This is a genomic window from Streptomyces sp. NPDC032198 (assembly GCF_040636975.1).
In the GTDB taxonomy this organism is placed as follows: Bacteria; Actinomycetota; Actinomycetes; order Streptomycetales; family Streptomycetaceae; genus Streptomyces.
Genome location: NZ_JBEZVL010000003.1, coordinates 253,262 through 276,668, shown reverse-complemented (window position 1 = coordinate 276,668; position 23,407 = coordinate 253,262). Strand labels below are relative to the sequence as shown.

Below are 23,407 nucleotides of genomic sequence, written 5' to 3'. Positions count from 1 at the left end.
CGTGTGGCCGTCTCGGGGGCCACCTGCGCCCCGTCAGTCTCCGTACCGCAGTGGGGAGTTCGGCATGGACCGACGCAGCTTCAACCGGCGGATGCTCGTGGGCGGGGTGGCCGCGACGGCGGGGGTGACATCGTTGTCGCTGGCCGCCGCGCCCGAGGCGAGCACGGCCGAAGGGCCGAAGACCGCCCCCGCGGGCGGCGAGGTGCGCCGCATCAAGATGTACGCCGAGAGGCTGCCGGACGGGCAGATGGGCTACGGCCTGGAGAAGGGCAAGGCGTCCATCCCCGGCCCGCTCATCGAGCTGAACGAGGGCGACACCCTGCACATCGAGTTCGAGAACACGACGGACGTCGACGCCAGCCTGCACGTGCACGGCATGGACTACGAGATATCCAGCGACGGCACCCGGCACACCAAGAGCCACGTCGAGCCGGGCGGCAAGCGGACCTACACCTGGCGCACCCACGCGCCGGGCCGCCGCAAGGACGGCACCTGGCGCCCCGGGACCGCGGGCTACTGGCACTACCACGACCACGTCGTCGGCACCGACCACGGGACGGGCGGCGTGCGCAAGGGCCTCTACGGTGCGCTGATCGTGCGCCGCAAGGGCGACCTGCTGCCGGACAAGACCTTCACGATCGTCTTCAACGACATGACGATCAACAACAAGGCGGGCCACGATGCCCCCAACTTCGAGGCCACGGTGGGCGATCGGGTCGAGTTCGTCTCGATCACGCACGGCGAGTACTACCACACGTTCCACGTCCACGGTCACCGCTGGGCGGACAACCGCACGGGCCTGCTGACCGGCCCCGACGACCCGAGCCAGATCCTCGACGACAAGATCACCGGGCCGGGGGACTCCTTCGGCTTCCAGGTCATCGCGGGGGAGGGGGTGGGGGCGGGCGCCTGGATGTACCACTGCCATGTGCAGAGCCACTCCGACATGGGGATGGCGGGGCTCTTCCTGGTGAAGAAGGCCGACGGGACGATCCCGGACTACGAGCCGCATCACGCGGCGGGGGCGATGAAGGAACCCTCCGGAGACGCGAAGAAGTCCTCGGGGGACGCGAAGAAGTCGGCGGACTCCGGGGAATCCGGGGCGGGCCACCACGACCACGGCTAGAGGTCGCGCAGGGCCTCGATGAGGTCGCAGAGCAGCTCGGCCCGGTCGGCGGCGGTCAGGACCTCCACGTTCGGGCGGGCCGAGTCAGGGCTCGGGCTCGCCGGGCCCGCGGCGCCGGGCGCGTCCCGGTCGGCCCAGCCGGAGTCGCGCAGGGCTTCGAGACGTTCGATGAGCGTCTTGCGCACGGAGCGAGAGGGCAGGGTGAAACCGGAGCCCGTGGGCGCGTTCATCAGCCCGGCCAGCAACTGGCCGTGGACGTAAGGGGATTCGAGCTCGGCAAGGAAGCGGTCGTACGCGTCCGGGGCGCCGCGCCGCAGGGCGTCGGCGACGCTGTGCGCCCGGATCTCCGGGTCGGCGGCGTCCGCCTGGCGCTCCAGGGCAGCGGCGCCGACGCGCGCGTGACGGTCCTCGCCGTACTCCAGCCACCGCAGAGCGGTCGCGGCGTGACGGCGGACCGAGATCTCAGGGTCGTGCTCCAGGAGGCCGACGAGTCCCTCCACCGCCCGGCCCTCCGCGGGGGAGCCCGGCGCGATCGGGTCGAGGCCTTCGGCGGCGGAGGCGCGGACGCCGGGGTCGGGGTGGCGAAGACCCTCCAGGAAGAGGTCCAGGGGCGGGGGGTCCAGGGGGAGCATCGCGTGCAGGTTGCTGTAGCAGTCCAGGATCCGGCTCAGGAGGAAAGGGTCCGGGCCCGGCGATGCGGTCGGGCGGGCGCGGTCCCGGCCGGAGTTCGGTGGGGCGTTGTGCGCGGCGCCCGGTGCGGTATTCGGTGCGGTATCCGGTGAGGGTTCCTGAGCGGCGTTCGGGGCAGTGAGGAGGCGGTCGAGTGTCTCAAGCACCTGGTCACGCCGGACCGCCTCGCCGAAGAGCAGCTTGGCCAGAGCTTCCGTGCCGAGTGTCACCGACTCCGGCTTCTCGCTCGCGCAGAGCGCCAGTGCCTCGTCGGCGCGCAGGCCCGCACGCGCGCGGTCGGTCCACGACCCCACCTCCGGATTCCGCGGGAACGGGCCCAGGAGCGCCGCCCGTTCCGGGCTGCCCGGCGCGTGGGGCAGCGCCTTCTCCAGGGTGGCCCGCGCCTCGCCGCGGACCCGGTCCGCCTCCTCCGCGGGGAGCGGCCTGTTCCGGCGCAGCACGAGGGACGCCAGCAGGATCGCGAGGTCGAACGCCAACTCGCGTGCGAAGGCGTCCGGCCGGCCGAGGCCGGAAAGACCCTGCGCCGTCCAGCCTCTGTCCCGCAGGGTGGCGAGGCGGGCTCGCATGTCGTCGCGCAGGTCGGCGGGGACCTCCCGCGGGGCAGGGGCGCCGCCGAGCTCCGCCGTCAGCCCGGTCCAGGCCCGTATGAAGCCTTCGGGGTCGTCGAGATGCGCCGCGAAGATTCGTTCCGTACGTTCGCGGACCGGATCCTCGCGGCGCAGCGCGGCGGCGAAGCCGTCCACCACCGTCTCGTGGAACTCCTCCGTCCACGGCTCGCGCTCGACCGCCTGCGCCAGCTCACGCAGGGCCCACCGCGGATCGGCGCTCACCGCCGCGGTGTCCGCCGCCTTCCGCCGGACCTCCACGTCCGGGTCCCGCAGCCCGGCGGCCAGCCCCTCGTGCAGCTCCGCCTGCTTGCGCGCTCTCCGCTCCTTGAACATGCGGGACAGCCTAAGTTCTCCGCGTCACACGCCGAGCGCGCTGCTGGCGAGCGGGCTGCCCTGCCGACTCCGACGTTCCCCCGTCGAGCCGGGGCCCGTCATCGGTGCGGTCACTTCGTCGAGGGCGCCCACGTCGCATTCGTCGCAGGCGGCTCCGTGGCGGGGGTTGCCTCGTCCATCTCGGCTACGTCCATGTCGACGGCGCAGTCTTCCGGGATCTTCTCGCTGGAAGTCTCGCAGGCCGAGGGATCGGCATCCGGGGCGACTCTGTTCGCCTGGCGCCGGCTCTCCCCCTGCTCGTCCTTGGCCGAGGTGCCCGAAGACGGGCTGCCGTCCGAGGATGACGAGCAGGCCGCCGAGCCCATCACGGTGCACAGGATCAGAACGGCCGAAGCTGCGGCAGTACGAGTACGCACGAAAGTCCCCCCAATGCGGACGCGGAGTGTCCGGCCCACCAGTCGATCAACGATGCCACCTTGAGCCGTGCAGCTGGCGTGGGAAATGTGAAGAGATCGCATGTCCGCTTGACGCGTGCGCGACTAAATCTGGGGGTCGACCCGCGATCGGCTCGGTAACGACGGCGAGCTGGACCGGTCGCGATGCGCGATCGACTCGGCAGGTGTCCCGGCGCTCAGCCCGACCAGTAGTCCGGGGGTATACGGCCGAACCTCCCCGCGTCGTACGGCTTCATCGCGCCACGTCCGGGCCTCGGTCCGTGCGCGGTGAGGAGCCAGTGGGTCTGCCGAAGGCGTCCACGGTGCTGTGCGCGACAGGGCGGTCGTGGTGGCGACGGGGCAGCCGTACGTAAGGGGTGAGCGGTGTCTTCTGCGTGCTGGGAGGCGCGTGGGGCTGCGCGGACGGCTGAGTGCTTGGCTGACTGCCGTGCCGCGTGCGCTGCCGTGTGCCGTGTTCGGCGTCACCCTTTCTGGTCGTCATGTGGAGCTCGTGCAGGACAGGCCGATCCTCGCGCCATCCCTTTACCCAGAGGTCCACGTTGGGTGTACTCCTTGTACGCCTCATCCATGCGCCGCACCGGTACGTCCCCTGTGTGCATCCCTCCGTGAACTGCCATTCAAGGGAGTCGAGTTGAGCAAGGACAGCGTGTACGACTACGTCATCGTCGGTGCCGGTTCAGCGGGATGCGTCCTCGCCGCGCGGCTCTCCGAGGACCCCGCGGTGCGGGTGGCGCTCGTCGAGTCGGGGCCACGCGACCGGAAGCCTGAGATCCGCATCCCGGCGGCCTTCCCGAAGCTGTTCAAGACGCCCTACGACTGGGACTACTCCACCGCGAAGCAGTCCGCGCTCGACGGCCGCGAACTGTACTGGCCGCGCGGCCACGCGCTGGGCGGCTGCTCCTCGATGAACGCCATGATGTGGGTGCGTGGCCACCGGGACGACTACGACGCCTGGGGCGAGGCCGCGGGGCCCGAGTGGTCCTACGACGCGTTCGAACCGTACTTCCGGCGTGCTGAGCGGTGGACGGGCGGGTCCGGCAGGTCCGGCGGGTCCGGCAGCTCGTTCGGAAGTGACGGGCCGCTCTGGATCTCGCCGCCCCGCGCCGTCAACCCGACCACCGTCGCGTTCCTGGACGCCTGCCGCGAGGCGGGCCTGTGCGAGCTGACGGAATTGAACGGGCCCGACCACAGCGGCTTCGCGCTCACCCCGGTCAACCAGCGCCGCGGGCGCCGGTGGAGCGCGGCCGACGGCTATCTGAAACCGGCAAGGCGGCGCCGCAACCTGCACGTTCTGACCGAGTCGCGCGTCCGCAGGCTGGAGTTGGACGGCACGCGCGTGGCGGGAGTCATCGCCGACGGTGTCCCCGGAAAGCTGATCGCCCGCCGCGAGGTGATCCTCAGCGCGGGCACCATCGGCTCCCCGCAGCTCCTCCAGGCCTCCGGCATCGGCGACCCGGACGACCTCGCGAAGGTGGGCATCGAACCGCGCATCGAGTCCCGGGGCGTGGGCCGCCACCTCCAGGACCACCTCGCCTACGCGATCACCATGCGCTGCCCGGAGCCCGTCACGCTGACCGGCGCGGACTCCCTCGCCAACGTCGGCCGCTTCCTGCTGCGCGGCCGAGGCCCGCTCACGTCGAACGTCGGCGAGGCCGTCGCCTTCATCAAGACGAGGCCCGAACTCCAGGCCCCCGACATCGAGTTGGTCTACGCCCCCGTCCCCTTCGTCAACCACGGCCTGACCCCGCCCGTCGAACACGGCATCACGATCGGCGTGGTGCTGCTCCAGCCGGAGAGCGAGGGCCGGATCACGCCGAAGGGCCCGGGAGTCGGCACCCCGCCCTTCATCGACCCTGGCTATCTGACGGCGGACGCCGACATCCGCACGCTCGTCGCCGGGGTGCGCCGCGCGGAGGACATCCTCGCGGGGCGCGCCCTCGCTCCGTACACGTCGGGGCCGCTCGCGCCGCATCCGGGCACGGTCGACGACGCGACCCTCGCGCGGACGATCCGCGCGGCATCCGAGACGCTCTACCATCCGGTCGGCACCTGCCGGATGGGCAGCGACGACGCCTCGGTCACGGACCCGGCCCTGCGGGTGCGGGGCGTGACGGCGCTGCGGGTCGTGGACGCCTCGGTCATGCCGCGGATCACGCGCGGCCACACGCACGCCCCCACGGTGGCGATCGCGGAGAAGGCGGCCGAGCTGATCAGGGCGGACGCGCGGAGGTGACGCGGGCAGGGGGCAGCTCACCGTCCTGACCTCCGGTCGTATCCTGACCGGCGCACCAGCCAGCCGCCCCCGAGGAGCCCCACGTGACCGAGCCGCCGAGCGCCGCCCCGCGCCCCACACTGGAGGCCGTGGCCGCCCGAGCCGGAGTCTCCCGGGCCACGGTGTCCCGCGTCGTCAACGGCGACACGGGGGTACGCGAGGTGCTCGCCGAGAAGGTCAGACGTGCGGTCGACGAACTCGGTTACGTGCCGAACCGCGCCGCCCGCAGTCTGGTGACCCGCCGCCACGACGCGGTCGCCGTGGTGATCGCCGAACCGGAGACGCGGGTGTTCGCCGACCCGTTCTTCGCCCTGCAACTGCGCGGCATCAGCAAGGAGTTGACGTCGCACGACGTCCAGCTCGTGCTGCTGCTCACGGAGGGGCGGGACGATCACGAGCGGGTTGGCCGCTATCTGGCGGGTGGCCACGTGGACGGTGCCCTCGTCTTCTCCCTGCACATGGACGATCCGCTGCCCGGCATCATTCAGGGCGCGGGCGTTCCGACGGTGTTCGGCGGCCGTCCGGGGTGGCCGGACGGCACGGTGACATCCCCGTACGTCGACTGCGACAACCGCGGCGGGGCGCGGGACGCCGTCCGCCACCTGCTCTCGCTGGGCCGCACCCGCGTCGCGCACATCACTGGCGCGCTGGACCAGACGTCGGCGGTGGACCGCCTCGACGGGTTCCGGGACGTCCTGCCGGAGGCGGGGGAGAGGTTCGTCGCGCAGGGTGACTTCACCCCGGCGGGCGGCGAGCGCGCGATGCGCGAGCTCCTGGACCGCGTGCCCGACCTGGACGCCGTCTTCGCCGCCAACGACCTGACGGCGTCGGGCGCGCTCCGGGTGCTCCGGGAGCGGGGCAGGCGGGTGCCGGAGGACGTGGCGGTGGTGGGCTTCGACGACATGCTGGCGGTGGCCGAACAGGTGGACCCACCGCTGACCACGGTGCGCCAGGACATCGAGGAGATGGGCCGACTGATGGCCCGCATGCTGCTGGCGCGGGGCGAGCTGCCGACGGAGAGCGTGGTCCTGCCGACGGAGCTGGTGCGGAGAGGGTCGGCGTAAGGAGTCGGTCGGCGTAAGGGGTGGGTCGAAGTAGGGGGTCGGTCGGCGTAGGAGGGCGGTCGGCGTAGGAGGGCGATGCCCTACCGCCGCCCCCGGGCCGAGGGGCTCCCCCGTTCAGCCGCCCCGTCCCACGAACGGGTGCCCTCGTTCCCCCGCACGGCCCACCGGTGTTTTTGTCGCACCACCGCCGGGTGAGGCTCGCTTCAGCAGTTCCCTTCAACGGAGGTAACACCATGCGCAAGCGCGCGATCCTGGCAGCAGCGACCTTCGCCGCGGTCACCGTCATCGGCGGGGCCGGCTCCGCCGTCGCCGACCCCGACCCCGGCGCCTACGCCGAGGGCACGGCTACGAATTCGCCGGGCGTACTCAGCGGCAACCTCCTGCAGGTCCCCGTCGACATCCCCGTCAACGCGTGCGGCGACTCGATCAACGTCGTCGGTCTCCTCAACCCGGCATCGAACAACAACTGCCAGTAAGTCTGCGGACGGCACACCGCCCCGTCGCGACCAGCGCGCGACGGGGCGGCGTTCGTGGGAGGCACGGGAGGGGGAGGGCCGGGAGGGGGAGGACCGAGCCCGGACGTCAGGAGCCGACGGTCACCGTGAAGCGGCGCGGGTTCCCGTCGTGCGCCGCCCCGGACACGTCGGGCTCGCCGTCCGGCCGGACATCGTCGTACGGGAACGCGTACCCGATGGGCGAGTTCGCGTGCACCACGCGGGCCCAGTGGTTGGTCACGTCACCCTTGTAGTAATCCCCGGCGCCGGCCCCGTTCGGCTGCTCGGGGTGCGTCAGCATGATGCTCCGGTTGAACCCCGCCGCGAGCCGCGCGAGCAGGCCCTTCTTGTCGTCCGGGTCGCCGGGGTTGTTGGTGAAGGGCCCGTGGTTGCAGGTGAAGATGTCCTTCGACGTCGGCTTCGGGAAGGTGTGCCCGCCGTTGAACGTCAGCGTGTCGCCGCTGACCCGGCCCGTGAACACGCCCCGGCCGCCCTGCAGGTCGATCTTCAGGTCGGTGCTCCGGTACTTGTCCCACACCTGGTCGATGTAGCTGTTCCAGACGTCGCGGAACGGCATCTCGTTGGGGCGGTCGAAGTACGGGGCCATGAGATTCTGCGGCGAGATGACCCGGAGTACGTCCCCGCCGTCCCCGCGGATGACCAGATCGCCCCAGGGCTGCCCGTCCTTCTGGCCCTGGGCGACGAGGTCGGCGGCTATCTTGCCCACGGCGCCGTCCGGCAGAGGGGCCACGGTGTGCGTGGCGTCGCCCTCCAGGGTCAGGCCGATGGGGAGGGCCGTGACGAGGTCCACGTAGCTGATGTTGGCGTACAACTGCGAGCTGTTGAAGGTGAATTCGCAGAACGACCAGGTGCGCCCGTAGTTGGCGTCCTCCTTGGTCGCGAAGGCGGGCTCGACCAGCGAAGGGCCGGGGTTCAGGAAGAAGTCCAGCTTGTCGTCCCGTACGAAGTAGACGCGGGCTCCGTACATGTGAGGCAGGGTCAGGACCTTCGGTGCCGAACCCGCCGCGCCGAGCGGAATCGCGCAGTCGACGGGCAGCGGAGTCTGCGGGGCCGACGGCGAGTCGGGCCGGTAGACGCCCCCGTCGGGCTTGAGCAGGACCCAGCGGTCGGTGCCCTGCTCGTGTCCGGTGACGTAGGCCCGCACCTGGCCGGGCAACGACTTGTTCTGGAGGGCGAGTTCACAGGTCGCGGGGGCTGCCTTGGCCCCGGGGCTGAGCGCGCTTCCCCAGACGGGATAGGTGAGGGCTCCGGTGGCAGCGGCGGCAGTGGACAGGAACACGCGGCGCGAAATCACGGAAGGTCTCCCGGGATGTGTGTGGGGGATGCCAGGCGGCGGTGGGGTGTGTGTGGGGGGATGTCACGCGGCCGTGGGGGGTGTTGGCCGTGCGGTGCGACCACTGTCGCGTCGGCGAATTCGACCGTCAAGAGTTGTGACTGAGAGCGCTCTCAGAATCTTGTTTCCTTCACAAGGTGGCAGCGTGCGCGCACTGTCAGTGCCGGGTGGGAGACTCGGCAGGACGGAAGAGGATGCGACAAAGGAGTCGATCATGCTCAATACCCGATATGTCGTGGGTGCCCCGACGTGGGTGGACCTCGGCACCCCGGATCTGGAAGGCGCCCACGCCTTCTACCGCGCGCTCTTCGGCTGGGAGTTCCAGTCGGGCGGCACGGAATTCGGTGGATACGGCATGTATCAGGCGGACGGCAAGACCGTGGCGGGCGGCATGACCGTCACCGCCGACCAGGCGGCTCCGGCCTGGACGATCTACTTCAAGACGACGGACGCCGACGCGACGGCGAAGGCGGTCGAGCAGGCCGGCGGCAGCACGGTGTACGAGGCCATGGACGTCGGCGACCTCGGCCGCATGGCGGTCCTCAAGGACGCCCAAGGCGTCGGCTTCGCCGTGTGGCAGCCGGGCACGAACAAGGGTCTTGACCTGGTCGACGCCCCGAACAGCATGTGCTGGACCGAGCTCTGCACCCCGGACATCACGGCGGCCCAGGAGTTCTACGGCTCGGTGTTCGGCTGGGGCAGCACGACCCAGGCCTTCGAGGGCGGTTCGTACACGATGGTGCACCCCGCCGACGGCACCGCGAACGACATGTTCGGTGGCCTGTGGCCGCTGGCCGACGCCCCGGAGGAAGCCGAGGCCGGGCCGTACTGGACTCCGTACTTCCAGGTGACCGACATCGACGCGGTGCTCGCCAAGGCCGAGCCGTCCGGGGGCACGGTGCGGGTGCCGCGCATGGACCTCGCGGGCGTCGGCAGCTTCGCCAAGCTCGCCGATCCGTCCGGGGCGCGGTTCGCGCTGATGCAGCCGGAGACGCCGAGCAGCGGCTGAGGGCGGTGAGCGGCGGCTGAGGGCGGCGCGGGGAGGCCGAGGCAGCGACGGCCCCGGCCTCCTCCGTCCAGCATCTGAACGCACTCGCGACGTTTCGCCATGCCCCCCGCGGGCAAGCCGAAGGTGCCCCGAAACAGCGCATGTCATGGCGTTGATCGTTCGTTGATCCCCTGTTTCGCGCGCCCTGCCAGCATCGGTGGCATGCAGATCGACATGACAGCCGAGCCGGAACTCGCCTGGCAGGAGCAGGCCCTGTGCGCCCAGACAGGATCCGAGTTCTTCTTCCCCGAACCGGGCAGCTCGGTGCGCGAGGCCAAGTACATCTGCCAGCTCTGCGAGATGCGCCCCGCGTGTCTCGAGTACGCCCTGGCCCACGACGAGCGGTTCGGCGTCTGGGGCGGTCTCTCGGAGAAGGAGCGGCTCAGCCTCAGACGCACCTGAGCCCATAACGGGTACGCGACCGCGCACTTCAGGCGTGCGCGGTCGCACCCACCTCGGGCATGGCCCACCTCAGGCCGAACCGGCACGGGTAGACGTACCGCACCCGCGCGGGCGTGACGAGGTCGTGGAACGGGTTGCGGGTCAGATAGGAGCCACAGATAGGAGCCCGGGTCGTACGAGAAGTCCGGGTTGCCGTACGCGCCGTACTGCTCGGGAGGCGTGTCGAACACCGGGCCCCAGCCGGTGTTGGTCTCCACCCGCCCTTCGTCGGGCAGATGACGCAGCAACGTCAGGCGCCGGTCGGTGATCTGGCGGCCGTTGCGGTCGTGCCGCTGGAAGCCGCTCGGCCCCGCGGGCATGACGGCCGCGCACAGCCAGCCGTCGCGCGGGCGCCCGGTCGCGCTGCCCACGGTCAGCCGGGTCACGACGAGGTCCCGCTGCCGGGGGCCGATGGCCGTCCCGAAGGTCCGCTGCACGAACTCGGTGCCGTCGGCGGTGCGGAACGTCGTCAGAACCACCGGCAGATGAGGCGCCTCCATGCGCTGGCCGACCGCTCCGGCGTCGGTGAGCTGCGGAAGGCGGACGGCGCCGGTCGACGGCGAGGAGAAGAAGAAGGACAGGCAGTACTTGTCGTAGACCGGCTCGATCTCGCCCGCCTGACCGATCAGGGAGTCCTGGCGGTGATCCTCGACGCCCACCATGTGCCAGTAGCGGTACAGGGCGTTGGAGGCGAAGGCGGCCTCCCTGGATTCGTACGTTCCCGAGTCGAAGTCGTCGCGCCAGCGCCGGAAGGCGGCCTGCGCCCACCACGGCACGGGATGGGGCACCTGGGCCCGTGCCGCCCAGCCGCGCCACATGACCTCGTAGAACATCCATTCATGGGGCTGAGCCATGGGTTCCACTCCGTGCCCACCGTTGCACCGGGGCGGACGGTCGTAAATCCGTTCGGCACACGGGTCCTCGCGCGGTTACGATCCGGGATCACGGGCGGACCGGAGTCTCCTGGTCGGCACGTGTGCGGGGTCCTGTAGAGCAGAGGCAGACTCGCCGCTATGCCATGGCGGATACGCCGGTTCGAATCCGGTCGGGACCACGGTACGGGTGGGGCGGGACGGATGACTGAGAGCGGCGGGATCAGCGAGGCGGACCTCGCCGTGTTCCACGACGTGGTCGGCAGGCTCCGCGAGCTGCCGGTCGACGACCCGGTGCGGCTGCGGGCCGAGCAGGTCGCCGCGTCCTTCGCCCGGGACGGACGGCTGCGCAGGCGGAAGGCACGCGGGGCCGAACTCTCCGCCGCCGACGCGGCCGTGATGGCCGCCACCGCCACCGGGGCCGACGACCGCCGTGAGGATACGCCGCTGGTCGCCGAGGGGGCGGCAGGGGTCTTCGTGCGCCCCCGGCCCTGCTACGTCTGCAAGGCGTCGTATCGACAGGTCGACTCCTTCTACCACCGGCTCTGTCCCGACTGCGCCGCCGACAACCGTTCCCGGCGCGCGCTCGCCACCGACCTGAGCGGGCGCCGTGCGCTGCTCACCGGGGGCCGCGTGAAGATCGGCTTCCAGCTGGCCCTGATGATGCTGCGCGACGGCGTCGAGCTCCTGGTCACCAGCCGCTTCCCGCACGACACGGAGCGCCGCTTCCGCGCGGTGCCGGGCAGCGAGAAGTGGCTCGACCGGCTCACCGTGCTCGCCGTCGACCTCCGTGACCCGCGTCAAGTGCTCGGCCTGTGCGCGCAGTTGCGGCAGGAGGGGGAGCCGCTGGACATCCTCGTCAACAACGCGGCCCAGACGGTACGACGGCCGCCCGAGGCGTACGCGGCGCTCGCGGCGGGGGAGTGGCCGGAGCTGCCCGCAGGAGCGCGCGGCGCGCCCGGGTTCCGGCCGATGGGGGCGCGGGATGAGGGCGCCGCGCGGGGCGCGCTCGCCCTGGTCCTGCCTGAAGACGACGCTTTGCGCGAGTCCGAGCTCCTGCCCGAGTCCGAGCTCGTGCCCGAGCCCGACGTCCTGCGCGTCGCCGGCCTCCTGCCCGTCACCGACGAGGCGGGCCTGCTGCGCGACCCCTCGCCGGAGAACTCCTGGTCCGCCCGGCTCGGCGACCTCGACCCCGCCGAGGTCCTGGAGACCCAGCTGGTCAACGCCTTCGCCCCGGCGCTGCTCTGCGACCGGCTGCTGCCCCTCCTGCTCGCCTCGCCGCGCCCCCGCACGTACATCGTCAACGTCACGGCGGTCGAGGGCCGCTTCGCGGTGCGGAACAAGACGGCCGGGCATCCGCACACGAACATGGCCAAGGCCGCCCTGAACATGCTCACGCGCACGAGCGCGGCCGAACTCGCCGAGCGCGGTGTGCACATGTGTGCCGTCGACACCGGCTGGATCACCGATGAGAACCCGGCCCCGCGGAAGGACCGCATCGCCGGTAAGGGCTTCCGCACGCCCCTGGACGTGGTGGACGGCGCGGCCCGGATCTATGACCCCATCGTGCGGGGCGAGGCGGGCGCGCCGGTCTCCGGGGTCTTCCTCAAGGACTACCGGGAGGCCGAGTGGTGAACACCGCTGACGACACGAGAGAGTTCGCGGGTGTGCCCAGGGTCGCCCCACGCCCTGTCGCCGAACTGACCCCCCTCCTCTACTGGTTGCGGGGCGGACGTCCGGCGGGGGAGCGTCTCGACTTCGCGGCCGGGACGGTACTGCCGGACGGGCGGCTCGACCTGTGCAAGCAGTCGCTGGGAGCGGAGGGTGCCGCGCTGGTGGCCGATGCGCTGCGGGGATCCGCCGAACAGCGGCCCGCCGTACGCCACTTGCTGCTCGGCACGGACGGCTTGGGCGACGAGGGAGCGGCGCTCGCGGCGGCGGCCACGACCGGTGAGGCGGGCCCCACAGGCGTCGAGACGCTCTACCTGGGCTGCAACGGCATCACCGCCGGCGGCGCCTGCCGTATCGCGGACCAGCTGCGGGCCTCGCCGCAGGTCGTGACCGGCGTCTGGCTCAAACGCAATCCGCTGGGCCCGCAGGGAGGTGCCGCAGCCACCGAACTGATCGAATCCGTACGTACGTTGCGCACCCTCGACCTCGTCCAGACCGGACTCGACGCGGCCGGAACCGCGGCCCTCGCCGACGCACTGCTCGCCGCGGCCGACACCGGGCGGCGCGTCGAGCGGGTCTTCCTGGGCGGCAATCCGCTCGGCCCGGACGGCGCTGCCCCGCTGGGCGAACTGATCTCCCTGGGTGGAGTGCGTGAACTATACGTATCGGCAGCGCAGTTGGGTGACGGGGGTGCGTCGCTGCTCGCGCGGGCGCTGGAGCGTGCGCCACGCGGTGCGCTGGAACGCCTCGCCGTCGCCAGCAACGGCATCGGGCCGCGGGCCGCCGCCCGGCTGGTCGCGGCCGCCGTGTCCGCCGGGGTGGAGCTGCTCGACCTCGGCCGGGTGCGCGCCGCGGGGACGCTCGGCGCGGCGGACAACCACGTCGACGACGCGGCGGCCACGGCCATCGCCGAGAGCCTGGCCGCCGTCGAGCACCGCCTGGCGCACCTGGTGCTCAGCCACACCGGCCTGCGCAGCCGCGAGGCCCACCGGCTGCTGGACACCGCCGCCCGCGCACTCACGCCCACCCGCTTCGTCCTGGGCCAGGGCATCGCGGCGAGCATCAAGCGTCGCCTCGCGGCGTTCGCCGCGGAGATCGACGGACCGGCCGTCCCGGCGGATGTCGCAGCCGTGCGCAGCGTGCATCGCTGACGACGCCCGGCCGGGGACACCAATAGGGGAGGGCGCATCGAAAACTGACGAAGTTGAGCCTGCTCGGAGCAATTGCCGCAGTATGCAGCGCTGTTCTGGCGGCCCTCGCCTTCCTCGTCCACCGGAAGACTCACTCCTGAAAACCCGCGGAGGGTACGATCCGGCCAAGGGCGGGGCGTAGCGCAGGGGCTGTCGCGCCGGTCTCCAAAACCGGAACACGCTGGTTCGATTCCAGCCGCCCCGCCCCCTCTTCCCGCACCGCCCCCTTTTCCCGCCCTGCCCTCTTCAATTCGCTGTCCCCGGGCCGGTCCCGCCAGGCAGAATCCGCGCATGGCCCAGCCCGAGAAGACCGCCGCCCGCTATCTGCTCTCCGACCTCGACCCCCTGCCGTATCCGCGGCGGATGCGGGAGATCGCCGAGAGCGCCCGGGACTTCGCGGGACGCGGTGCGCTGCGGTCCGTTCTCGAGGAGCTGGAGAGCGGCGGCCCGTACGAGCGCCAGGTGGCCATCATGCTGGCCTGTGCCGGACGGGACGCCGAGTGGACCGGGGCGCGGCTCGCCGACCCCGACGCCTTCGTGCGGGGGCACGCGCTGCGGGTCGCGGAGAGCCATGGGGTGCCGGACACCGCGTTCGAGGCCGCGCTCGACGACGCTCCCGAGGCGGTGCGGCGCCAACTGCTTCGGGCGATCCTCGCCGGGCACCGCACCGCGCTCGCCGATCGCGTCGTCGACCCGCTGCGGCAGCAGTGGGGTGACACCGAGGCGGCCAGGCTGCTGCCCGGATGCTCGGGCCCCGTGGTGGAGCGGCTGCTGCCGGAGCTCTTCCACTCCGTACGGGGATGGCGGCCTTTGGCCAGGCGGCACGCGGGCGTCCTGCTCGATGTCGCGGCGCGCGAGCTCGAAGTGCTGCCCGAGGCGCTGCGGGACGCGTGGTGGCAGCGGTACGCGACGGGGATCGCGGCCGTCACGAAGGCGGAGCCGCTGCGGGTGCTCGACCTGCTGGACCGGTTCGCACCCAGCGCGTTCCCCGTGCGGCTCCGCCCCTGCCTGGGCGTCCTGGCCGACGCGGCGCCGGGGCGCGTGCTCACGATCCTCTCCGGGCCCTGGGGATGGCCGCTGCGCCGCAGCCGTGCCCTCACGGCGTCCGTGCTGCGCAAGCTCGCCCGCTCGGGCGCGCCCGAACTCCTCACGTACGCCCGCACCGTCGCCGAGGATCCCGACGCATCGGAAGGCCTCGCCCGGCTGATGCGCGCCCACGCGCCCGCGGACCGGGCGGCCGTCCATGCGCGGGCCGTCGAGGGGCGCGGCCCGGGATTCACCGGCGTCGACGACGTCATCCTCGGCGCACTGCCCCGCGGCGCCGTGGCCGAAGAGGCGCGGCGGATGGCGGAGCGGGCCAAGGAACAGGGCGCGGAGTGGAGTGCGGTGCTGCTCGCCGAGTCCTTCCTGCCCTGTGCCGAGGTGCGCGACCGGCTAGTGGCGGCGACCCGGCGGCCCTCCGCCGCCGACCGTGCCGAGGCGTGGCCCCTGCTCGTCCGCAATGCCGCCCGGTCCGGGGAGGGGGCCCACATCACCTCTGTACTCGCGGAGATGACCCGGCTCGCGAACGAGCAGGACCCCGTGCGGGCCGCGGCCCTGACCGCGCTCGCCGAGACCCGGCCCGCCCTCTTCGGGGCCGACGCCGAACCGTTCCTCGACCGGATCTCCGCGGACGCCGTCGCGGCCCGCGACTCCTCGTACGCCACCCGCGGCGGCCTCAGCCGGCTGGCCATCGCCGTGCTGCGCGAACACGCGGCCGGCGGACGGCCGGAGCTGGTGAACTGGGCGCTGCGCACCCTCGTCCGGATCTCCGGCAACACCGGCGGCGCCGACCTCGGACGCCTCGACCACACCCTGCGCCGCGGCCAGGAGCACGACGTCTTCGAGGCACTGCGACCCTGGATCGAGGCGGGCGCGGAGAAGGCCGACCACAGCCTCACCTTCGCGCTGGCCCGCGCGGTCGGACGGCGCGCCGCGGGCATGCCCGAACTCCAGGAACTCCTCTGGCAGGCCATCCGGTTCGGCAGCAACGCCACCATGTCGAGGGCGATCGACCTGTGGCTCGAACCGGCCGCGACCCGCGACGCGCGCGTCGCGAGGGTCCTCGCGCAGGAGCCGTCGACGGGCGTGCTGGCCCCGGTCCTCGACATCGTGTGCGGCCGCCGCACGGACCTGCTCGACCCGCTCCTGTCCGGTACGCCCCCGTACGGCAGGTTCCTGGTCAAGGGCGCGGCGTGGACCGTGCGGGCGGATGCCCGGCACATCCACCGCTGGCTCCCACGTCAGCAGACGGCGTACGCACGGCAGTTGGCGCGGACGGCGGGTGACGCGGGACTGCCGCAACGGGACCGGGCGCTGGCGATCGCGCGCGGCGCCCACGTCCCGGGCCCGGGGGAGGATCTCGTGCGCCGCTGGACCGGATCGCCCGACACGGTGCTCGCCGAGGCGGCTCTCGGCGCCCTCGCCCACATCTCCCGGCCCGGTGACGCGCTGCCCGAACTGCTCGCGCACGCGGGCGGCGAGCGGGCGCGGGTCGCGGTGTACGCGGCGACGCAGGCGTCACGTCATGTCGCGCCCTCCCGGCTCGCGGCGCTGCTCCGGGAGGTCCTGTGCAGGCCGGGCAAGAAGGTGACGAGCCGCAAGGAGGCGGCCCGGCTGGCCGCCGTGCGCCTTCCGGCGGCCGAGGCCGCGGCGCTGCTCGGCGACGCCTACGAGGCGCCGGACGCCCACCGCGACGTACGGGCGGCCTGTGTGGCCTTCGCGGCCGGACTGCTCGGCGAGGAACGGGTGTGGGGGCTCCTGAGCGATGCCGCTGGGCGTGAGGCGGTGCTGCGGGCGGCCGTGCTCCGGGTGCGGCCGCTCGACCTGGCGGAGGGGCATCGGGAGCGGTACGCACGCCTCGTACGCGAGACGGTCGGCACGCGGGACGACGACGTGGCGGGCGTCGCGCTCGACGCGCTCGCCCGATGGGCCCCGTGGTCACCGGACGCGGCTGCGGTCCTCGCGGACGCGGTCGCGGACCTCGACCGGCGGGCCACGTGGCAGGTGGCCGCGCGGGGTCTGGTGACGGCGGCGGCGACCGCGCCCCGCGGCACCGAGGCCCTGTGCGGGGCGCTCGCGGCCCTCGCGGGTTCCGATGTGCCCGCGTCGCCTGACCGGGACCTGCCCGCGCGGCGGCGGATCGAGTACGTGGCGCAGACGCTGGCGGAAGGGGGCGAGGCGTACCGGGCGCCCGGTCTGGCCGCGGGCGGTCTCCTCGCCGGGTACGCGGACTACGTGCCGCAGGCCGCGGAGATCCTGGTGGCGGCGGTGGACGTGGACGGGGAGCCCGAAGAGGTGGGCGAGGCGCTGCTGCGGCTGGCCCGGTTGCACGAGGGGCGACCGGCGCTGGCGATGCGGTCCGCGACGGCGCTCACGGAGCGGCTCGCGGACACGGAGTACACCGGCAGGGCGGCCGGCTGCCTGCTGCCGGTGACCCACCGCCTCGCGGATACGGGCGGCCACGCGAACGGGCTCTTCGCCCTGGCGGTGACCGACGCGCTGGGCGAGCGGACGAACTGGTCCGAGCCGTGGCGGGGCCTGCTGATGTCCTTGCGGGCCCACGCCGTCCCGGACGTCCGGGACGCGGCGCTGACGGTGTGCACGTCGTACGAGTGACCACGGGGTGGTCGGCCGGGTGGGCGGGAGAAGATCCGCCGCTGAAGCGGCGGATCACGGCTCGCCCACCCCGCGGGGGGTTACTTCCCCCGAGCCGCCATCCGCGCCTTGCGGGTGGCAAGCTTCTCGTCGAACTTGCTGGCCTCGGTGTCGAGCCCGTTCATGTACAGACCGAGCTCCTCCTGCGCCTTGAGACCATCGGGGCCGAGCCCGTCGATGTCCAAGACCTTCAGGTAGCGAAGGACGGGCTGGATCACGTCGTCGTGGTGGATGCGCATGTTGTAGATCTCGCCGATCGCCATCCGCGCGGCGGCCCGCTCGAAGCCGGGCATGCCGTGTCCGGGCATCCGGAAGTCGACCACGACGTCACGCACGGACTGCATGGTCAGATCCGGGGCGAGCTCGAAGGCCGCGCCCAGGAGGTTGCGGTAGAAGACCATGTGCAGGTTCTCGTCGGTGGCGATGCGCGCCAGCATCCGGTCGCAGACCGGGTCGCCCGACTGGTGGCCGGTGTTGCGGTGCGAGACGCGGGTCGCGAGCTCCTGGAAGGCCACGTACGCGACCGAGTGCAGCATCGAGTGCCGGTTGTCGGACTCGAACCCCTCGGCCATGTGCGCCATGCGGAACTGCTCGAGCTTGTCCGGGTCCACGGCGCGCGACGCCAGGAGGTAGTCGCGCATCACGATGCCGTGGCGGCCCTCCTCAGCGGTCCAGCGGTGCACCCAGGTGCCCCAGGCGCCGTCACGGCCGAAGAGGGAGGCGATCTCGTGGTGGTAGCTGGGGAGGTTGTCCTCGGTCAGCAGGTTGACGACAAGGGCGATCTTGCCGATGTCGGTCACCTTGGACTGCTCGGGCTCCCAGGCCTGGCCGTCCTCGAAGTAGCCGGGGAAGTTCCGGGCGTCGGAGAACGGCACGTACTCGTGCGGCATCCAGTCCTTCGCCACCTTCAGGTGGCGGTTGAGCTCCTTCTCGACCACTTCTTCCAGGGCGAACAGCAACCGGGCATCGGTCCAGTCGTCCGTGCTGCCGAGATGAGGAGAGGTGATCGTCACGGGGGCTCCAGGGGGGACGGGAGTTTTTTTGCGGATTACGTGCGTAGGGGTTACGCGGCAGCACGAGCGGGTGCTACCTACCTACGGTGTCGTAGGTTACGTTGCCGTAGGTTAAGCCCTCCGTAAAGTGGCTGAGTCGGCGGGGCCCAGAGGCCTCTCGTGTCCCACCCGCCCCAGGACTGGTCAGGCGTACAGCTCCCTGAGCCGCACTGAGAGGCATGTCACACAGCCCTCGAGCTTCTCGAACTCGCTGATATCCACCACGACCGGATCGAAACCGAGGTCCGCGAGCAGCTCGGCGCTCTTCGGGGCGCTCGCCGCGAGCAGCAGTTTCGAGCCACCGAGCAGCACCACGTGGGCCCCGGACTCCTCGGGCACCGGCAGGAAGCGCGGGAAGAGCGAGGGGGAGTCCACGAGCGGCGGGTGGCCGATGACCGTGCCGTCCGGCAGCGCCGTCACCGCCGACTTCAGATGCAGCACCTTGCTGACGGGGACGGCCACGACCCGCGCCCCCAGCGGCTCGAAGACGGCCCGCAGCTGCCGGATGCCGTCGGCGTTCGTACGCCCGCCACGGCCCACGTAGATCGTGTCGCCGACCTTGAGGATGTCTCCGCCGTCCAGCGTGCCCGGCTCCCACACCCAGTTCACGGAGGCGCCGAGCCGGGCCACGGCCTCCTCCACGGCGGCCGTCTCCGGCCGCCGCGACTCGGCGCCCGGCCGGGCGATCAGCGCGACGTTGCGGAAGACGACGACCGTGTCCTCGACGAAGACCGAGTCCGGGCAGTCGTCGGCGGGCTCCACCTCGACCGTCTCCCAGCCGTGCGCCCGCAGCGCCCCGGCGTACGCCACCCACTGATCGAAAGCGAGCGCCGTGTCGACCGGGGTCCGCTCGGCATGCGTGACCAGGCCTTCGGCGAGGCGCGGTCCTGGCCGGCGGATCAGCGCTTTCGTGCTGGGCACGGGATGTTCTCCGTAGGGGTGGAACGGCGGGGGGCGCTCCCCGCCCGGCGTGCGCCGGGCCGGGGTGCTGTCGCACATCATGCAGCGTGGGAGGGGTCCAGGCCCAGGTCTCGTCGCAGATGATCGGCGGTGAACGAGCCGTCCGCCTCGATCAGCTGTCCCGGCGTGCCCTCGAAGACGACCTGCCCGCCGTGCTTGCCGCCGTCGGGCCCGAGGTCGATCACCCAGTCCGCGTGCTTGACGACCTCCAGGTTGTGCTCGACGACCAGCACGGTGTTCCCGGCGTCGACGAGCCGGTCCAGGAGGCCGAGCAGACCCTCCACGTCGGCCATGTGCAGGCCGGTCGTCGGCTCGTCAAGGACGTACGTGGTGCCGGTGCGGTGCAGCTGGGTGGCGAGCTTGATCCGCTGGCGCTCGCCGCCCGACAGGGTGCTCAGGGGCTGCCCGAGCGTCAGGTAGGTGAGCCCCACGTCGTGCAGGGCCCGCAGCCGGCGCCGCATCGCCGTGTCGTCGACCGCGGCGAAGAAGCCGAGGGCGCGCTCGGCCGTCATGTCGAGCACATCGGCGATGGAGCTGCCGCCGACGGTCAGCCGGAGCACCTCGTCCTTGAAGCGGCGCCCCTCGCACGCCTCGCAGGTGGTCGTCACCGGATCCATGAAGGCGAGGTCGCTGTAGATGATCCCGCGGCCCTGGCAGCTCTCGCACGCGCCACTGGAGTTGAAGCTGAAGAGCCCCGCCTCCCGGCCGGTCTCCCGCGCGAAGAGCTTGCGCAGCGAATCCATGATCCCGAGGTACGTCGCCGGGGTGGAGCGGCCCGAGATGCCGATGCCCGACTGGTCCACGACAACGGCGTCCGGGTGCTCGGCGACGAACGCCCGCGACACCAGCGTGCTCTTGCCCGAGCCCGCGACGCCCGTCACCGCCGTGAGCACCCCCGTCGGCACGCGCACGCTGACGTCCTTGAGGTTGTGCAGGGCGGCGCCCTTGACCCACCGCCCGCCGATGGCCTCGCGCGGGCTCTCCTTGACGCCCGTCGAGCGCCGCAGATGCCGGCCCGTGAGCGTGTCGGCGTGCCGCAGCTCGTCCGGCGTGCCCTCGAAGACGACCAGACCGCCGCCCGTGCCCGCCGCCGGGCCCATGTCGACGACGTGGTCGGCGACGGCGATCACGTCAGGGTCGTGCTCGACGACGAGGACGGTGTTCCCCTTGTCGCGCAGGCGCAGCAGCAGGTCGTTGAGCCGCCCCACGTCACGCGGATGCAGGCCGACGCTCGGCTCGTCGAAGATGTACGTCATGCCGGTCAGGCTGGAGCCGAGGTGCCGCACCGTCTTCAGGCGCTGCCCCTCGCCGCCGGAGAGCGTGGACGTCTCGCGACCCAGGCTCAGGTAGCCGAGGCCGATCGCCTCGATCCGTTCGAGCGCCGCCACGGCCGCCGCCGCGATCGGGCCCGCCACCGGGTCGTCGATCCGCTCCAGGGCGGCGATGAGGTCGGTGACCTCCATGCGCGAGGCCTCGGCGATGTTCATGCCGCCGATCCGGGTGGCGAGCGCCGCCGCGTTGAGCCGCGCCCCGTCGCAGAGGTCGCACGCGCCCTCGATCAGGAAGCGCTGCACGAGGTCGCGGGTCTTCTGGGAGAGCGAGGACAGATCGCGGTTGAGGTAGAGCCGTTCGAAGCGGTCGGCGAGGCCTTCGTAGTCGATGTCCCGCGCGCCGCCGGTGTTGTCGACGCTGACCTTGCGGCCGTGCTTGCCGCCGCGCAGGAGGAACCCCCGCTCCCGCGCGTCGAATTGGCCCACCGGCTTGCGCGTGTCCAGGTCGGTGGTGTGGGTGTACGTCTGGCCCTGCCAGGTCCCCGCGGCGAACGGCGGGAAGAGGATCGCGCCGTCCGCCAGGGACTTGGCGGGGTCCAGGATGCGGTCGTAGTCGGGCCGCACGGTCCTGCCCAGGCCGTGGCATCGCGGACACATGCCCGCCGGGTCGTTGAACGAGTACGCGGTGGCCGGACCGGCACTCGGTGTGCCGTGCCGCGAGAACAGCACGCGCATCACCGCGTAGATGTCCGTCATCGTGCCCACCGTGGACCGGGAGTGGCCGCCGACCGGCCGCTGGTCGACGACGATCGCGGGCGAGAGATCCTCGATGCTCTCCGCATGCGGCCGCTCGTACTTCGGCAGCCGGTTGCGGACGAACCACGTGAAGGTCTCGTTCAGCTGACGCTGCGACTCGACCGCGATCGTGTCGAACACGACCGATGACTTCCCCGATCCCGATACGCCGGTGAAGACCGTGAGCCGGTCCTTCGGGATGCGCAGGCTCACCTCCTTGAGGTTGTTCTCACGGGCTCCTGTGATGGTGATGTACTGGTGCATACAGGCGAAGCTAGTCAAAATACCCGACAGCTTCTGTCGTGATTTCCTTCATTTCTCCGTCGAGAAGCAGCCAGCGTGTGATGCCGATCGACTCCAGGAACGCCACGTCGTGACTGGCCACGATCAGCGCTCCCTCGTACGACTCCAGGGCCGTGGCCAGCTGCTTCGCGCTCGCCATGTCGAGGTTGTTCGTCGGCTCGTCGAGCATCAGGAGCTGCGGCGCCGGTTCCGCGAGCAGCAGGGCGGCCAGTGCCGCCCGGAACCGCTCGCCGCCCGACAGGGTCGCCGCCCGCTGGTCGGCCCGTGCCCCCTTGAACAGGAAGCGGGCCAGGCGGGCCCGGATCCGGTTGTTGGTGGCGCCGGGGGCGTAGCGTGCCACGTTCTCGGCCACGGTCAGTTCTTCGTCGAGTACGTCGAGCCGCTGCGGCAGGAAGCGCAGCGGGACGTGCGCCAGTGCCTCTCCTTCCATGGCCGCCAGCTCTCCGGCGATGGTCCGCAGCAGTGTGGTCTTGCCCGCGCCGTTGCGGCCGACCAGCGCGACCCGCTCGGGTCCGCGCAGCTCGAACTCGCCCTGTACGCGCGCTCCGTAACGCAGGGACAGATTGCTCAGCGTGAGGACCGTGCGGCCCGGCGGGACCGCGGTGTGCGGCAGGTCGACACGGATCTCGTCGTCGTCCCGCACCGCCTCGACGGCATCGTCCAGGCGCTCCTTGGCCTCGCTGAGCTTCTCCTCGTGCATGATGCGGTGCTTGCCCGCGGACACCTGGGCCTGGCGCTTGCGCTCGCCCATGACGACCTTCGGCTCACGCTTGGTGTCCCACATCTTCTGGCCGTACCGCTTGCGGCGTGCCAACTTCACCTGAGCGTCGGCGAGTTCACGCTTCTGCTTCTTCAGGTCGGACTCGGCGACGCGCACCATGCGCTCCGCCGCCTCCTGCTCGGCGGCGAGGGCCTCCTCGTAGGCGGAGAAGTTTCCTCCGTACCACTTGAGCTCCCCGTCCCGCAGGTCGGCGATCTGGTCGACCAGATCGAGGAGTTCACGGTCGTGGCTGACCACGACCAGGACCCCGGACCAGGCGTCGACGGCCGCGTACAGGCGCCGACGGGCGTACAGGTCCAGGTTGTTGGTGGGTTCGTCGAGAAGGAGCACATCGGGCCGGCGCAGCAGCAGCGCGGCGAGACGCAGCAGCACGGACTCACCGCCCGACACCTCGCCGGTGGTGCGGTCCAGGCCGATGTGGCCGAGGCCGAGCTGGTCGAGGGTCGCCACGGCGCGCTCCTCCACGTCCCAGTCGTCACCGACCGCGGTGAAGTGCTCCTCGGCCACGTCACCCGCCTCAATCGCGTGCAGAGCAGCGCGAGTTGCCGCGATGCCGAGCACCTCGTCAACGCGCAGAGCGGTGTCGAGGGTGATGTTCTGTGGCAGATACCCGATGTCGCCCGCGACGCGGACGGCGCCCTCGCTCGGTGTGAGCTCACCGGCCAGAAGCTTCAACAGGGTTGATTTTCCTGACCCGTTGACACCGATGAGGCCGGTCCTGCCGGTCCCGAAGGCCGCCTGGAAACCGTCGAAGACGCCGGTCCCGTCCGGCCAGGTGAAGTCGAGCGACGTGCAGGTGATGGAGGTGGGGGAAGTAGACATGTGGTCCTCGCGGTTGCGTGAGATGAAGCGCGGTCAGGGGCAACGCGTTTCGGGACACCGCGGGGCGCGACAGCAGGACGGGAGCGACGTCGTCAGGGGGTGAGGGCAG

Annotated in this window: 16 protein-coding genes and 2 tRNA genes; 11 read left to right on the top strand and 7 right to left on the bottom strand. The window is 71.8% G+C overall.

Annotated elements, in window-relative coordinates; all coding sequences use genetic code 11:
* The first annotated feature begins 64 nt into the window (after positions 1-64).
* The gene (locus AB0E78_RS09370; protein WP_361829944.1) at positions 65-1,126 is read left to right on the top strand and encodes a multicopper oxidase domain-containing protein; all 1,062 of its coding nucleotides are present in this window, start codon (positions 65-67) and stop codon (positions 1,124-1,126) included.
* Here AB0E78_RS09370 and AB0E78_RS09365 read toward each other — a convergent pair.
* Both AB0E78_RS09365 and AB0E78_RS09360 read right to left on the bottom strand, forming a co-directional pair.
* Positions 1,123-2,757, bottom strand: a complete 1,635-nt coding sequence (locus tag AB0E78_RS09365; RefSeq protein ID WP_361829942.1) for a HEAT repeat domain-containing protein — start codon at positions 2,755-2,757, stop codon at positions 1,123-1,125. The two genes, AB0E78_RS09370 and AB0E78_RS09365, sit on opposite strands and share 4 nt — an antisense overlap.
* A 110-nt stretch (positions 2,758-2,867) precedes the next feature.
* The gene (locus tag AB0E78_RS09360) at positions 2,868-3,173 is read right to left on the bottom strand and encodes a hypothetical protein (protein ID WP_361829941.1); all 306 of its coding nucleotides are present in this window, start codon (positions 3,171-3,173) and stop codon (positions 2,868-2,870) included.
* 670 nt (positions 3,174-3,843) lie between these two features.
* Between AB0E78_RS09360 and AB0E78_RS09355 the strand changes: the two genes are divergently transcribed.
* The 3 genes from AB0E78_RS09355 to AB0E78_RS09345 all read left to right on the top strand — a co-directional run bounded on the left by AB0E78_RS09355 (position 3,844) and on the right by AB0E78_RS09345 (position 7,024).
* Positions 3,844-5,445 carry a GMC family oxidoreductase N-terminal domain-containing protein gene (locus AB0E78_RS09355; protein WP_361829940.1) on the top strand — a complete coding sequence of 534 codons (1,602 nt, stop codon included), beginning with the start codon at positions 3,844-3,846 and terminating at the stop codon, positions 5,443-5,445.
* 83 nt (positions 5,446-5,528) lie between these two features.
* Positions 5,529-6,548 carry a LacI family DNA-binding transcriptional regulator gene (locus AB0E78_RS09350; protein WP_361829938.1) on the top strand — a complete coding sequence of 340 codons (1,020 nt, stop codon included), beginning with the start codon at positions 5,529-5,531 and terminating at the stop codon, positions 6,546-6,548.
* A gap of 233 nt (positions 6,549-6,781) precedes the next feature.
* Positions 6,782-7,024 carry a chaplin gene (locus AB0E78_RS09345; RefSeq protein ID WP_361829936.1) on the top strand — a complete coding sequence of 81 codons (243 nt, stop codon included), beginning with the start codon at positions 6,782-6,784 and terminating at the stop codon, positions 7,022-7,024.
* A gap of 106 nt (positions 7,025-7,130) precedes the next feature.
* Here AB0E78_RS09345 and AB0E78_RS09340 read toward each other — a convergent pair whose 3' ends face one another.
* Positions 7,131-8,357, bottom strand: a complete 1,227-nt coding sequence (locus tag AB0E78_RS09340) for a glycoside hydrolase family 64 protein (RefSeq protein WP_361829934.1) — start codon at positions 8,355-8,357, stop codon at positions 7,131-7,133.
* A gap of 253 nt (positions 8,358-8,610) precedes the next feature.
* Between AB0E78_RS09340 and AB0E78_RS09335 the strand changes: the two genes are divergently transcribed.
* The 7 genes from AB0E78_RS09335 (at position 8,611) to AB0E78_RS09305 (ending at position 17,275) form a co-directional block, all read left to right on the top strand.
* Positions 8,611-9,405 (top strand): VOC family protein, encoded by a 795-nt coding sequence (locus tag AB0E78_RS09335; protein ID WP_361829932.1) that lies wholly within the window; start codon positions 8,611-8,613, stop codon positions 9,403-9,405.
* Positions 9,406-9,606: 201 nt separating this feature from the next.
* Positions 9,607-9,846: a WhiB family transcriptional regulator gene (locus AB0E78_RS09330; RefSeq protein ID WP_160508634.1), complete on the top strand. Its 240-nt coding sequence runs from the start codon at positions 9,607-9,609 to the stop codon at positions 9,844-9,846.
* 1,021 nt (positions 9,847-10,867) lie between these two features.
* Positions 10,868-10,939: transfer RNA gene (locus AB0E78_RS09325), tRNA-Gly, on the top strand.
* A gap of 22 nt (positions 10,940-10,961) precedes the next feature.
* The gene (locus AB0E78_RS09320) at positions 10,962-12,392 is read left to right on the top strand and encodes an SDR family NAD(P)-dependent oxidoreductase (RefSeq protein ID WP_361829930.1); all 1,431 of its coding nucleotides are present in this window, start codon (positions 10,962-10,964) and stop codon (positions 12,390-12,392) included.
* Positions 12,389-13,579: a ribonuclease inhibitor gene (locus AB0E78_RS09315; RefSeq protein ID WP_361829928.1), complete on the top strand. Its 1,191-nt coding sequence runs from the start codon at positions 12,389-12,391 to the stop codon at positions 13,577-13,579. Before AB0E78_RS09320 ends, AB0E78_RS09315 begins: the two co-directional genes overlap by 4 nt.
* A gap of 171 nt (positions 13,580-13,750) precedes the next feature.
* Positions 13,751-13,823, top strand: a tRNA-Trp gene (locus AB0E78_RS09310).
* A gap of 86 nt (positions 13,824-13,909) precedes the next feature.
* On the top strand, positions 13,910-17,275 hold the full coding sequence (locus tag AB0E78_RS09305; RefSeq protein ID WP_361829926.1) for a hypothetical protein: 3,366 nt from the start codon (positions 13,910-13,912) through the stop codon (positions 17,273-17,275).
* Positions 17,276-17,355: 80 nt separating this feature from the next.
* Here the strand turns inward: AB0E78_RS09305 and AB0E78_RS09300 are convergent, their stop codons facing one another.
* The 4 genes from AB0E78_RS09300 to AB0E78_RS09285 form a co-directional block, all read right to left on the bottom strand.
* Entirely contained in the window at positions 17,356-18,327 is a 972-nt protein-coding gene (locus AB0E78_RS09300; protein ID WP_361829924.1) for an acyl-ACP desaturase, read from the bottom strand.
* A gap of 183 nt (positions 18,328-18,510) precedes the next feature.
* Positions 18,511-19,287 (bottom strand): dimethylargininase, encoded by a 777-nt coding sequence (ddaH, locus tag AB0E78_RS09295; protein ID WP_361829922.1) that lies wholly within the window; start codon positions 19,285-19,287, stop codon positions 18,511-18,513.
* Between the two features lie 77 nt (positions 19,288-19,364).
* On the bottom strand, positions 19,365-21,656 hold the full coding sequence (locus AB0E78_RS09290; RefSeq protein ID WP_361829920.1) for an excinuclease ABC subunit UvrA: 2,292 nt from the start codon (positions 21,654-21,656) through the stop codon (positions 19,365-19,367).
* Between the two features lie 10 nt (positions 21,657-21,666).
* Positions 21,667-23,298, bottom strand: coding sequence for an ATP-binding cassette domain-containing protein (locus AB0E78_RS09285; RefSeq protein ID WP_361829918.1), 1,632 nt, complete (start codon positions 23,296-23,298; stop codon positions 21,667-21,669).
* Positions 23,299-23,407: the final 109 nt, after the last annotated feature.

Bases quoted from the DNA above. Each gene is read 5' to 3' on its own strand.
- AB0E78_RS09370 (WP_361829944.1), top strand. From the start codon at position 65: ATGGACCGACGCAGCTTCAACCGGCGGATGCTCGTGGGCGGGGTGGCC.
- AB0E78_RS09365 (WP_361829942.1), bottom strand. From the start codon at position 2,757: ATGTTCAAGGAGCGGAGAGCGCGCAAGCAGGCGGAGCTGCACGAGGGG.
- AB0E78_RS09345 (WP_361829936.1), top strand. From the start codon at position 6,782: ATGCGCAAGCGCGCGATCCTGGCAGCAGCGACCTTCGCCGCGGTCACC.
- AB0E78_RS09335 (WP_361829932.1), top strand. From the start codon at position 8,611: ATGCTCAATACCCGATATGTCGTGGGTGCCCCGACGTGGGTGGACCTC.
- AB0E78_RS09330 (WP_160508634.1), top strand. From the start codon at position 9,607: ATGCAGATCGACATGACAGCCGAGCCGGAACTCGCCTGGCAGGAGCAG.
- AB0E78_RS09320 (WP_361829930.1), top strand. From the start codon at position 10,962: ATGACTGAGAGCGGCGGGATCAGCGAGGCGGACCTCGCCGTGTTCCAC.
- AB0E78_RS09305 (WP_361829926.1), top strand. From the start codon at position 13,910: ATGGCCCAGCCCGAGAAGACCGCCGCCCGCTATCTGCTCTCCGACCTC.
- AB0E78_RS09290 (WP_361829920.1), bottom strand. From the start codon at position 21,656: ATGCACCAGTACATCACCATCACAGGAGCCCGTGAGAACAACCTCAAG.
- AB0E78_RS09285 (WP_361829918.1), bottom strand. From the start codon at position 23,298: ATGTCTACTTCCCCCACCTCCATCACCTGCACGTCGCTCGACTTCACC.